Below are 12320 nucleotides of genomic sequence, written 5' to 3' on the forward strand. Positions count from 1 at the left end.
TCAGACCTGACCCGAACAGGCCAGATGCGTGCCGACAACGGCGAGGCCGAGGACCGCGACGGCTACCGACAGCGCCGGGGCCGGTTCGCGAACCAACCGGGTCGCGCCGCGCCGTAGCGCGTCGCCGACCCGCTCGAGACGGCTGCCGAAGGCCGGACCTGCCATCGACTCCGCGTCCGCACGACCGCGCAGTTTCCGGCGGACGACGCCGACGAGAGTCAACAGGAGCGCGGTGAGCAGCATCGTGTTCCTTTCCCGCTCAACGAGTTCCGACTGCGGCACGCGATGACTTCGCGGGCCGGCCGGGAGCGGTGACGATGCCGAAGGCGATCAGGCTGTCGGCGGTGTCGCGGACGGTGTCCTCGATCGGGCGCATGGTCCAGCCGAGTTCGCGACGGGCCTTGTCGGCGCTGACGTGTTCGGTGCGACCGAGGACCGGCACCGTCAAGCGGACGCCTTTGTCGAACACGGCGACGAGGCGGATCACCCAGTTCGGCAGAACCCGAGTCGGAACACGGAAACCCTCGGCCGCGTAGTCACGGGCCAGCAGGCGGGCCAACTCCCCCATCCACAGTGGATCGGTCGCACAGATGTACCGATTGCCGGCGGCCTCGGGCACTTCCATCGCCAGCCGGTGCGCGACAGCGAGATCGCGCACGTCGACGGGGGTCCAGCCGGTTTTCACCGAACCCGGCACGTCGCGCGCCAGCAGGCGGCGAATCGGTTCGTGGGAGGTGCTGGTCCTGGCTTCGAGCAGCGGGCCGAGGATCATGCCGGGGTTGACCACCACCAGTTCGAGACCGGTTGCGGCGGGCAGTGATTCGACGAAGTCCCAGGCCGCTCGCTCGGCGAGGGTCTTGCTCTTCTGGTAGGCGGGGATGCGGTCGACCACCGACCAGTCGTCCTCGGTGCGCACCTCGTCCACGTCGTGGCCGTAGGCGACAGCGGCCACCGAGGACGTGAGCACGACGCGGCGGACACCGGCGTCCGCCGCGGCGCGCAATACGCGCAGGGTGCCCTGTACGGCGGGTTCGATCAGGTCCTGCTCGTTGTCGGGCGGGGTGGCGGGGAACGGTGATGCGACGTGGAGCACGGTGTCGCACCCCGCGACCGCAGCGGCCCAGCCCGCGTCGTCGCCGAGGGAGGCCGCGACGAATTCCAGGTCACCACCGGTGCGACGCGCGAGCTCGGTGAGGTGGGCACAAGCGGCGTGCGCGGCGAGATCGCGCACGGTGGCGCGGACGGCGTAGCCGTGGTCGAGGAGTTCGGCGATGCAGTGGCCGGCGACGAAACCTGTCGCGCCGGTGACGAGTACCCGAGTGGTCATGGTGATCATCCATTCCGTCGATTCGGTGAGGCGCACATCTAAGCGGTGCTCAATTAATCTAAACACCGCATAGATTTCCTGTCCAGTGCCAATTCCGACCCGGGTCTCGCCTACGCTCGTGAGGGTGAAGCGCACCAGTTACCACCACGGCGACCTGCGCGCCACGCTGATGGACGCCTCTCTGCGCCTGATCGAGAGCGAGGGCTTGGCCGCGGTGAGCCTGCGCCGCGTCGCCAGGGAGGCCGGGGTCAGCAGCGGCGCGCCCTATCACCATTTCGCCGACCGCGCCGCGCTGCTCTCGGCGCTGTCAGTCGACGGCTTCCAGCAGTTGGCCTCCTACATGACCAGCGCCAGAGCGACGACGCCCGACCCGCTGGCGGCCCTCACCGAACTCGGTGCGGCCTACGTGCGGTTCTCCCGCGATCACCCCGCCCAGTTCCGGCTGATGTTCCGCCCCGAACTGTCCCAACCGGAAAAGCACCCCGACGCCCACGTGGCCGGTGACGCCGCCTTCAACGTCTTGGTCGACACCGTCGCCGAATGCGTCGCGGTCGGCGCCATCCCCGCCGACCGCGCCGAAACCCTCGGCGTCGCCTGGTGGGGGCTGGCCCACGGACTGGCGTCGCTGTGGCTCGACGGTCATCTCGAAAAGCGCAGCGAACAAATGGGCACCCACGCGCCCGAGCTCGTCGACACGATCATGCACACATTCACCGCGCTGATCACGCCGGGCCCGCCACGCACCTGACGCACCGACGATATTCGGGCGAACCGGCGTGCGCGCTGCCCTAGAGTGAGTACGACCGTGTTTGTCGTTGCGTAGCCGATTCGAGCAGGAGGCCCGATGTCTGGCACCGCGAAACTCGATCCCGTGGTCGAGGCGTTCGTCGACGCGCTCAACGCGCAGGACACCGACCAGTTCTACGGCGTGCTCACCGAGGACGCCACGATGTCCGACGACGGCGTCGAACGCAATCTCGCGCAGTGGACCGAAGCCGAGATCTTCAGCAGCAACGGACATCTCGTCGTGGACACAGTCGATTCCGACGACGGCCTCGCACTCACCGCCGACTACACCAACAGCCGGTGGGGTTCGATGCGAACCACCTGGCAGTTCGTCCTGCGCGACGGGCTGATCAGCCGATTCGAAACAGGACAGGCGTGAGCGACGATCTTCTGCTGACACCGCGTTACGGCACAGCCGCACTCTCCGATCTACTCCCGTCGGTACTGACCTGCCTCGGCGCGCCCGGCGACACCGACCGGCTCGGCCTCGAGCTCGAGGTCGACCGGGTGTGCGTCCTGCTCGTCGACGGACTCGGCGCGCAAGCCCTGGCCGCCGAATCGGCTGCCGCGCCGTTCCTGACGAGCCTGCCCGAGGTCACCCTCGACGCCGGTTTCCCCAGCACCACGGCAACGAGCTTGACCACCCTCGGCACCGGACTGCCGTCGGGCGAGCACGGCATCGTCGGCTACAGCATGCGGCTGCCCGGCGAGGAGCGCCTGTTCAATTCGTTGCGCTGGCAACTCATCGGCGCCGGGCCGAAGGTGGAGGCGCTCACCGCCTTCCCACCCGACCGAATTCAGCCGCACCGCACCGTCTTCGAGCGCGCCACCGAGGCGGGCATCGCCGCCGTGCAGGTGGCGCCGAGCTATCAGGACGGCTCCGGCCTGACCCTGGCCGGGTGGCGCGGCGGCGGATTCCGCACGGCTTTCTCGGTGGGCGATCTCGTCGACGGCGTTCTGACCGCCCTCACCTCCGCACCGAAAACCCTTGTCTACACCTATCATTCGGAGCTCGACACCACCGGTCACGCCCGCGGGCCGGCCAGCCGAGCGTGGCGGTTCGAGCTCGCCAATGTCGACCGGATCGCCGCCGAGATCGCGGCCCGGCTGCCCGCGCGCTCAGCGCTGGTCGTCACCGCCGATCACGGCATGGTCGAACTCGTCGAACGCATCGACTTCGACACCCACCCGTACCTGTCGGACAACGTGCTGGCACTCGGCGGTGAACCGCGCGCCCGCCACGTCTACACCGACGACAGCGCTGCGGTCGCCGACACCTGGCGAGAAATGCTGGGCGCCGGGTTCCTGGTCCGCACCCGCGAGGAGGCGATCGACGCGGGCTGGTTCGGCCCGATCCTCACCCGCGACGCCGCCGCACGCATCGGCGATCTCGTCGTGGTCGCCTGCGGCGACGGCGGTGTGGTGCGGTCCGGCGCCGAACCGCTGCAATCGATCATGGTCGGCCATCACGGTTCGCTCACTGCCGCCGAACTGCGGGTTCCCCTGCGGATCCACCGCGCCTGAGCACCACCACCTAAGCTGTCCCCGACGCGCAGGCGCGCGCTGTGAACCATTCCAGGAGGACACATGGCTGCCAACACCCGAACCGGCGCCGTCGCGGTGGGCGTCGCGGTGCTGGCGGCACTGGCCACCGGCTGCACCGAGGTCGAGCGGGTGCTCAACCAGGGTGGCGACACCAGCTGCCGCGACTACGTCAATCAGGACGCGAACACCAAGCGGATCACCATCACCAAGGCGATCAAGCAGCAGACCGGCAACGACAACGAGCCCGCGGGCACCGTGGTCGATTCGATGATCGTGCAGGTCGACCTGTTGTGCGCGACCCAGCGCAATGTCGACACTCCGATCAAGAACGCCGACATCGCCGGGATCTTTCTGAACAAGTAGCCGACGTCAAGCCGACACGACAGGTCAGCGACCGGTGACCTGGCCGTCCTCGGTACAAACGTTCCCATGGCGGCGGTACAGCTGATAGACAGTAAGCGCCACACCCGTTCTCGTCGCTGGAACGGTGCGTCACCGACGAGCAGGGAGTGAACGTGGGCGAAGACCTGGGACGAGCCCGACCAGACGCCCCCGACAATCCGATCGTCGGCCCACACCGGCCCGAACGGCTCTCGGACTACCGCGTCGAGCTCGAGAAACAGTGGACTCGCCTGGCCGCGCCCTCCCGCCCGCTGACCCTGCCCCGAGACACCGGCGCCGTGCGCAACGATGTCGCCAAATCGTGGCAGCGTTCCCTGCACACCGTCGACCCCGCCACCGAGGTCGCGCCCGGGCTCAACGACATCAGCGATCGCTGGTCGGAATCCCCGCTGCGCAGGCCCGTCACCGAACTCGCGGGCCAGCTACGGGGAATGGCCGAGGAATCGGGCTATCTCGCCGTCGTCAGTGACGAATCGGGCACCATCTTGTGGACCGCGGGCGACCGTACGCTGCGCCGCCAAGGAGAAGCGGTGAACTTCGCGCCGGGCGGGGTCTGGGACGAAAGCCATATGGGCACCAACGGGTTATCCCTTGCCCTGCACGACGACCGGGCCGTCACCGTGTTCTCCGCGGAACATCTCGTCGCCGCGTTGCACGGCTGGGTCTGCTACTCCGCGCCGATCCACGGCCCCGACGGCCGGACGGTGGGTGTGCTCGATCTGTCCTCGACCTGGGAACGCTCGCATCCGATGGTGATGACCTCGGTCCGCGCGCTCGTCACCGCCGTGGAGACGATGCTGCGCGCGGAAGCACCGACGCCCGCCCCGGGTGTGCGGCTCGAATGCCTCGGCGCGGCAAGACTTTTGCGCGACGGCCGCCCGGTACCGCTGCCGCCGCGCCAACTCGAGATCCTGGCCCTGCTGGCGCTCGAACCCGACGGCTACACCCCCGAACAGCTCCACGCCGCGGTCTACGGCGAGCGGGCGGTGTCGCTGAACACGCTCAAAGCCGATGTGTCGCACCTGCGCCGTGCCACCCGCGGCGAGATCGCGAACCGGCGCTACATGCTCACCGGCGCGGTCTCTTGCGACGCGGTGGATCTGCTGGCCGCCATCGAGGGCGGCGACCTCACCTCGGCGCTGTGGCTGTATCGCGGACCGCTGCTGCCCGGTTCGGATCTGCCCGGCGTCGAACAATGGCGCGCCCACCTCGATGTCGGCATCCGCAACGCCGTGCTCGGCAGCGACCGGCCCGAACACGCGGTCGCGTTCGGGCAGCGGTGCCCCGGCGATGTCGCCGTGCACGAGCATGCCCTGCGGCTACTGCCTCGTGACGACGTCCGCCGTGCCGTCGTCACGGCCCGACTTTTCACCGCACGACAAGGCTGACCTGCGCGAACGCCGTCACCAACCTCGTACCAACCTTCGCCGACCATAGTGTGGGACACCACGCAGAGGTCGCGAGGAGCGAGACGCATGATCTACGGCAAACCCGGATCGGATACCGGCATAGTCAGCTATGCCGCCCGATACGACAACTTCATCGGAGGTGATTGGTCTCCCCCTGTCGAAGGCCGCTATTTCGACAACACCTCACCGGTCGACGGTGAGACCTTCTGCGCGGTAGCCCGCTCCACCGCCGCCGATATCGACATGGCGCTCGAAGCCGCGCACCGCGCCACCGAGCGCTGGGCCGCGACCTCGGTCGCCGAACGCTCCGACATCCTGCTCAAGATCGCCGACCGGATCGAGAACAGCCTCGAACCGCTGGCGGTGGCCGAAACCTGGGACAACGGCAAACCGGTTCGCGAGACCCTCGCCGCCGACCTGCCCCTCGCCGTCGATCACTTCCGCTATTTCGCGGGAGTGCTGCGCGCCCAGGAGGGATCGCTGTCGCAGATCGACGCCGATACCGTCGCCTATCACTTCCACGAACCGCTCGGCGTGGTCGGGCAGATCATTCCGTGGAACTTCCCGATCCTGATGGCCGCCTGGAAACTCGCCCCCGCGTTGGCGGCGGGCAACTGCGTGGTGATCAAACCGGCCGAGCAGACTCCGGCGTCGCTGCTGCTCGTCGTCGAACTCATCGCCGATCTGCTGCCCGACGGAGTTCTCAACGTGGTCAACGGTTTCGGCGCCGAGGCGGGCAAACCGCTGGCGCAGAGCCCGCGTGTGGCCAAGATCGCCTTCACCGGCGAGACCACCACCGGACGGCTGATCATGCAGTACGCCGGCGAGAACATCATTCCGGTCACCCTCGAACTCGGCGGCAAGAGCCCCAACATCTTCCTACCCGATGTGATGGCCGCCGACGACGACTATCTCGACAAGTGCGTCGAGGGGTTCGTCATGTTCGCCCTGAACCAGGGCGAGGTATGCACGTGCCCGTCGCGCGCGCTGATCCACTCGTCGATCTACGACGAGTTCCTCGCCCGAGCCATCGCCCGCACCGAGGCCATCGTGTCCGGTCATCCGCTCGACACCGAGACGATGATCGGCGCACAGGCCGGCAACGACCAGTACGAGAAGATTCTGTCCTATTTCGACATCGGCAGAGCCGAAGGCGCCCGCGTGCTCACTGGAGGGGAAGCACGCAAGGTCGACGGTCTACCGGGTGGGTACTACATCGAACCCACCGTCTTCGAGGGTGACAACACGATGCGGATCTTCCAGGAGGAGATCTTCGGCCCGGTCGTCGCGGTCACCCGCTTCGATACCGTCGACGAAGCGATCCGCATCGCCAACGGCACTCTCTACGGTCTCGGTGCGGGCGTGTGGACCCGCGATATCAACACCGCCCATCGACTCGGCCGCGGCATCAAGGCGGGCCGGGTCTGGACCAACTGCTACCACGCCTATCCCGCCCACGCCGCGTTCGGTGGCTACAAGAAGTCGGGATTCGGCCGGGAGAACCACGCGATGATGCTCGGGCACTACCAGCAGACCAAGAACCTGCTGGTCAGTTATTCGACGACGAGACTCGGGATGTTCTGATGCAGAATCGAATCCACCGTGTGGAGATCACCGAGCGCGCCCAGACCCTGCTCCGCCGCCTCATCGAGGACAACGGCCCGGTGCTGTTCCGCCAGGCGGGCGACGGCTGCGACGACGACAGCGCACCGGTGTGTCTGTCGGCCAAGCAGTTCCCGATCGAGAAGGCCGACATCCTGCTCGGCCGACTCAGTTGGCATACCGAATTCTGGATCAGCGCGGCACAGTTCGAGTGCTGGAAAGATACCCACCTCACCGTCGATGTGACGCGCGGTGAGGCCGCCGAGGATTCGCTCGAGGCCGGCCAGGGCATGCGATTCGTCTTGCGCGCCAGGCTGTTGACCGAGGCGGAGAACGCGGCGCTGGCGGCCGGTCCGCCACCGCGAACGGGCGCCGACCGCACCCTGTAGCGTCACCCCCGAAAACCTGATCTGGCAGCATCTTTCCCGGCGCTGCCAGATCGCGGCGAGCCCCCGCCGACTGGGCCATCGAGGCTCAGCCGGCGGGGTGAGCTCGCCGTTTTTTCGTCTTTCACCCATATAGCAAATGTGTTCCCGCGCAAACCAAATCGCGTCTCGCTCACCGAGACACACACGACAACACTGCAACGATTCCGTTACGTTATGGCGATGTTCTTAGCGAGACTCGGTGTGCGCACCCGGATTCTGGCGATTGCTCTCATTCCGAGTTTGACTCTGGTGGTGGTCGGGGTCGGTACCGCCGGATATCTGGTCGAGGAGAGCAATACGGCCAAAGCGTGGGCCACCGAACTCCAACAGGCCGGCCGCTACACCCAAGAGATGGTCGAGGCGATCCAGTCCGAGCGCCACCTCACCCTGTCGCTGGTCGCCGGTGACATGACCACCATCCCCGCGCTACCCGCCGCGCGTACGCGCACGGACGCCGCGTTCCTGAAGCTCAACCAAATCGCGCAGCAGATGCAGGCCGTCGACGGCGCCGATATCGGCGACGACCAGGCCGAATTCGAAGCTTTCCAGCAGCACCTCAAGGCCATGCGCGGCGGCGCGGACGCGGGTATGTTGCCCGCGCCGGACGCTTACATGTTCTTCAACCTGGTGGTCGACAAGTTCATCCAGGGCACGAAGATCGCCATGCTGGCCGCCCCCGACGCGACCGTGTCCTCCGGCGTGGGTGAAGGCATGCGCCTGCTCAACGTCATCGAGGCCATGTCACGGGGCAACGCGCTCGGGTCGGCGCTGGTCTCGGCCGAGGGCGAATTCGCTGTCACGGTCGACGAATTCATCCGCCAGAGCGGCTTCTACCGCACCGAACTCAGCAACCTCACCCCCGAGCTGCCCGAAGGCGAGCGCAACGCGATCGTCGCGCTGACCGCCTCGGCGCCGTGGCAGCAGCTCACGCAGATGGACAACGCGATCATCGCGCGCTTCTCCGCTCCCGCGCCCACCACGAGCACCACCAAGGCGACCACCCCGCCCGCGCTGCCGATGTCGGCCGCCGAATGGCAGAGCGCCTCGGCGAGCGTCAACCGCGCACTGCTCGACGTCTACACCGGTCACAACCAATTCATCCAGACTCTGGCAAAGGACTCCGCACAGCGCTCGGAGGCGACCGCGGCTGCCGCGGGCGGCGGCGTCATCGCGCTCAGCGTGCTCGTCTTCCTGGTCTCGGTGGTCCTGGCCAATCGAATCATTCGTCGCCTACGCCGCCTACGAACCGCCACCCTGCAGCTCGCCGACGAAAAGCTGCCTGCCACCATGCGCGCTCTGCGCGACGGTGACGAGGTCGACTCGGCCGAGACCTCGCCGTCCCTGGACTTCGGGCACGACGAGATCGGTCAGGTCGCCAAGGCGTTCGAGCACGCCGCCGCGGCGGCGATCGGTGCCGCCGTCGACGAGGCCCGCACGCGCGAGGGTGTGCGCGCGGTGTTCCTCAATATCGCCCACCGCAGCCAGATCGTCGTGCACCGCCAGCTCGAGATCCTCGACGAAGCCGAACGCCGCCAAGAGGATCCGGCACTGCTCGAGACGCTGTTCCGGCTCGACCACCTGGCCACCCGCGAACGCCGCAACGCCGAGAACCTGATCATCCTCGGCGGCGGTCGACCGGGTCGCCAGTGGCGTCAGCCGGTGCCCGTGATGGACGTGGTGCGCAGCGCCATCGGCGAAACGCTCGACTACGCGCGCGTGCGAGTCACCAAGCTGCCCGAGGTCAACGTCGTCGGCACCGTCGTGGCCGACCTCGTGCACCTGCTCGCCGAGCTCGTCGACAACGCCACCGCGTTCTCCCCGCCGCAGTCGCGGGTCGAGGCGGGCGGCAATGTCGTCGGCAAGGGTGTGGTCGTCGAGATCACCGACCAGGGCATGGGCATGAGCGACGACGACCTGGTGCGCTACAACACCATGCTGGCCGAGCCGCCGGACTTCGGTGTCGGCACGCTGTCCTCGGACTCGCGCCTCGGCCTGTTCGTGGTCGCCCGGCTGGCCCTGGCACACGGTGTGTCGGTGCGGCTGAGCGAATCCGACTACGGCGGCATCCGTGCCATCGTGCTGATCCCCCAGCAGTTGCTGGCGGGCGAGGCCGATTCGGCGGGCACGCCGCCCACGACAACCGGCCCGCTGCGGCGTGGTCTGCCCGCACTGCAAGAACCATCGGGACCGGTCGCCGCCCTCGAAGCGGCTCCGTCGCCCGTCGCGACCTTGGTCGCCGACCCGCCGACCCCGCGTCCGATGGCGCCGGCCCCGGAGGCGCCCCCCGTGCAGAACCCGCGCTACGACACCGGCTCCGACGACCGTCCCGCACTGCCACGGCGCAGCAGGCAGACGAATCTGGCACCCGAACTCACCGAGCCGGCCGCCGAGGCGCCACGCGCACCCGAGCGTCCCCGCTCCGCGGAACAGGCGCGCGACATCATGTCCGCGATCGAGAACGGCACCCGCCAGGGTCGCAAGCAACAGACCACATCGAATCAGGACGAACAGGAAGGCTGAGGTGAACTCTTCCCCCGGTGATCTCAACTGGCTACTCGACGATCTCGTCGACCGGCTGGCAGGGGTCCGCTACGCGGTTGTGCTGTCCACCGACGGACTGCTGCTCGGACGCTCCTCGCAGATGAAGCGTGAAGATGCCGAACACTTCGCAGCCATGTCCTCGACCCTCTACGGTCTCGCGCGCAGCGCGGGTAGCCGGTTCGACGGTGGCGGCGTGCGCCAAGCGGTGATCGAGCTCGATCGAGCGGTGCTCTTCGTCACCTCCGCGGGCGAGAACGCCTGCCTGGCGCTGCAAGCCAACGAGTCGGCCAATCTCGGCATGGTCGCCTACGAAATGAATCTCACCGTGCAGCGGGTCGGCAGTTATCTGTCGACGGAGCCGCGGCACGGGCATGCGCAGCTATAGAAAGTTTCGACTATGACTCGACTCGGCGATCCGTGGTTCGACGACGCGGCCGGACCCCTGGTCCGGCCGTACGCGGTGACCCGCGGCCGCACCATGGGTGCGGCGCACGACCTGGACATGCTCACGGTGGTGGTAGCAGTGCATCCCGCCCCCACCCTGCGCAAACCAGAACCCGAGTACACGACGATCGCACAGTTGTGCAAGCGTCCGCAGTCGGTGGCCGAGGTCTCGGCCGTGCTGAAACTGCCTCTGGCGGTGACCAAGATCCTCGTCGGTGATCTCATCGCCGAGGGCCACCTCATCTTCCGGGCTCCGGTATCGGCCGAGGCCGGTGCCGGTGACCTCAACATATTGCGAGCGGTTCTGGATGGCATCCGAAAACTTTGACCCGACGACCGCAGGCGACCAGCACATGGCCGCCTCGGTCAAAATCCTCATCGCCGGCGGCTTCGGCGTCGGCAAGACCACCATGGTCGGCGCGATCAGCGAGATCGCGCCGCTGCGGACCGAAGAGCTGATCACCGAGGTCAGCACCGGTGTCGACGATCTGTCGGGCGTGGAGCAGAAGCACACGACCACAGTCGCGCTGGACTTCGGGCGCATCACCATCGACCGGGATCTGGTGCTGTACCTGTTCGGTACGCCCGGACAGGACCGCTTCTGGTTCCTGTGGGACGAGCTGTGCCGTGGCGCCCTCGGCGCGATCGTGCTGGCCGACACCCGGCGGTTGAGCAACTCGTTCGCGGCGGTCGACTTCTTCGAACGGCGGGGCTTGCCGTTCCTGATCGCCGTGAACTGCTTCGACGGTGCGCCGCGCTACACGGTCGAGGAGGTGCGTGACGCGCTGGACCTCGACCCGAACACACCGGTGATCCTGTGCGACGCACGCGATCGACCCTCGGCCAAGGCGGTGCTGACGCACCTGGTCGAGTACCTGATCGATCGCGCCGCACGGACTCCCGTCACCACCTGAGCGGCTGGGCCGAGCCCGGCGCGGCGACTGCCCGCTCCGCGGCTCGGCTGGTCTGCTCCCACGCCGACCAGGTGGCCATCTTGGCGCGCGCGAGGTCGAAGGCCAAGTCGTACACCATGTTTCCGAGCAGCAGCCGTAGCGGCGGCTCCTCGGCGTCGACGAGCGTGAGCAGCGCCTCGGCGGCGAGGGCCGGTTCGCTGTCGACCGAACCTTCGGCCCACTGTGCCTCCAACTGTGCGCGCAGCGGGGCGTAGGCCTCGATCGGTGTGGTGGTCGCCATCGCCGAATACAGGTCGGTCCAGTACCCGCCCGGTTGCAGAATGCTCACCCGCGCACCGAATTCCGCGGCTTCCATCGCCAGGGCCTCGCTCATGCCCTCGAGCGCGAATTTGCTCGCGGCGTACATTCCCGACAGCGGGAACCCGGCGAGTCCGCCGATGCTGGAGACCTGCACGATGTGCCCGCCGCGCTGAGCACGCAGATGCGGGAGCACCGCCTGGCTCACCCAGAGCGCACCGAAGAAGTTGACCTCCATCTGCGCACGGGCCTCGACTTCGGTGAATTCCTCGATCATGCCCATCGAGAGCGTGCCCGCGTTGTTGACCACGATGTCGAGGCGACCGAAATGCGCGACGGCGGCATCGACGGCCTCGTGTACCGCACCGCGATCGGTGACGTCGAGGGTCAACGGCAGGACCCGACCCGGATGGGCGGCGGCGAGTTCGTCGAGTGCGGATCCGGTGCGCGCGGCGGCGGCGACCCGATCCCCTGCCGCCAGCGCGGCCTCGGCGAAGGCCCGGCCGAGACCGCGGCTGGCTCCGGTGACGAACCAGATGCGGGATGCGGTGGTACCGGCGGTGGTCATGGCGATCCTCCTTGCCTAGACAAGACGTTGCGTCTCGTCTGATGATTCGAGGATGCC

General features: G+C 67.8%; 14 protein-coding genes. 11 read left to right on the top strand and 3 right to left on the bottom strand.

The features are described from left to right. Nucleotides 1–243: a hypothetical protein gene (locus QX204_RS18065; protein WP_301900907.1), complete on the bottom strand. Its 243-nt coding sequence runs from the start codon at nt 241–243 to the stop codon at nt 1–3. Between the two features lie 16 nt (nt 244–259). Then, nucleotides 260–1327, bottom strand: coding sequence for an SDR family oxidoreductase (locus tag QX204_RS18070; RefSeq protein ID WP_301900908.1), 1068 nt, complete (start codon nt 1325–1327; stop codon nt 260–262). A gap of 124 nt (nt 1328–1451) precedes the next feature. On the opposite strand from QX204_RS18070, the gene QX204_RS18075 reads away from it, so the two are divergent. From QX204_RS18075 to QX204_RS18125, 11 genes are all read left to right on the top strand, one after another. Continuing rightward, nucleotides 1452–2075: a TetR/AcrR family transcriptional regulator gene (locus tag QX204_RS18075; protein WP_301900909.1), complete on the top strand. Its 624-nt coding sequence runs from the start codon at nt 1452–1454 to the stop codon at nt 2073–2075. A 96-nt stretch (nt 2076–2171) separates the two neighbouring features. Next, on the top strand, nt 2172–2492 hold the full coding sequence (locus QX204_RS18080) for a nuclear transport factor 2 family protein (RefSeq protein WP_301900910.1): 321 nt from the start codon (nt 2172–2174) through the stop codon (nt 2490–2492). Then, nucleotides 2489–3637, top strand: coding sequence for an alkaline phosphatase family protein (locus QX204_RS18085; RefSeq protein WP_301900911.1), 1149 nt, complete (start codon nt 2489–2491; stop codon nt 3635–3637). The genes QX204_RS18080 and QX204_RS18085 overlap by 4 nt, the downstream gene beginning before the upstream one ends. A gap of 63 nt (nt 3638–3700) precedes the next feature. After that, nucleotides 3701–4021, top strand: coding sequence for a hypothetical protein (locus QX204_RS18090; RefSeq protein ID WP_101467411.1), 321 nt, complete (start codon nt 3701–3703; stop codon nt 4019–4021). Between the two features lie 152 nt (nt 4022–4173). Continuing rightward, complete coding sequence (locus QX204_RS18095; RefSeq protein ID WP_301900912.1) at nt 4174–5448, top strand: transcriptional regulator; 1275 nt, start codon at nt 4174–4176, stop codon at nt 5446–5448. Nucleotides 5449–5535: 87 nt separating this feature from the next. Further along, the gene (locus tag QX204_RS18100) at nt 5536–7053 is read left to right on the top strand and encodes an acetaldehyde dehydrogenase ExaC (RefSeq protein WP_301900913.1); all 1518 of its coding nucleotides are present in this window, start codon (nt 5536–5538) and stop codon (nt 7051–7053) included. Next, complete coding sequence (locus tag QX204_RS18105; protein ID WP_301900914.1) at nt 7053–7460, top strand: DUF779 domain-containing protein; 408 nt, start codon at nt 7053–7055, stop codon at nt 7458–7460. Before QX204_RS18100 ends, QX204_RS18105 begins: the two co-directional genes overlap by 1 nt. A gap of 219 nt (nt 7461–7679) precedes the next feature. After that, nucleotides 7680–10019, top strand: a complete 2340-nt coding sequence (locus QX204_RS18110) for a sensor histidine kinase (RefSeq protein ID WP_367620135.1) — start codon at nt 7680–7682, stop codon at nt 10017–10019. A gap of 1 nt (nt 10020) precedes the next feature. Then, nucleotides 10021–10425 (top strand): roadblock/LC7 domain-containing protein, encoded by a 405-nt coding sequence (locus QX204_RS18115; RefSeq protein WP_056809728.1) that lies wholly within the window; start codon nt 10021–10023, stop codon nt 10423–10425. Nucleotides 10426–10437: 12 nt separating this feature from the next. Then, complete coding sequence (locus tag QX204_RS18120; protein ID WP_056809730.1) at nt 10438–10812, top strand: DUF742 domain-containing protein; 375 nt, start codon at nt 10438–10440, stop codon at nt 10810–10812. Further along, nucleotides 10793–11398, top strand: a complete 606-nt coding sequence (locus QX204_RS18125; protein WP_301900916.1) for a GTP-binding protein — start codon at nt 10793–10795, stop codon at nt 11396–11398. Before QX204_RS18120 ends, QX204_RS18125 begins: the two co-directional genes overlap by 20 nt. On the opposite strand, the gene QX204_RS18130 is transcribed toward QX204_RS18125, so the two are convergent. Continuing rightward, a complete protein-coding gene (locus tag QX204_RS18130) occupies nt 11388–12263 on the bottom strand; it encodes an SDR family NAD(P)-dependent oxidoreductase (protein ID WP_301900917.1) in 876 nt (291 codons plus the stop codon). The genes QX204_RS18125 and QX204_RS18130 overlap by 11 nt on opposite strands. Nucleotides 12264–12320 lie beyond the last annotated feature (57 nt).

This window comes from Nocardia sp. PE-7, from assembly GCF_030486425.1.
Lineage (GTDB): Bacteria > Actinomycetota > Actinomycetes > Mycobacteriales > Mycobacteriaceae > Nocardia > Nocardia salmonicida_A.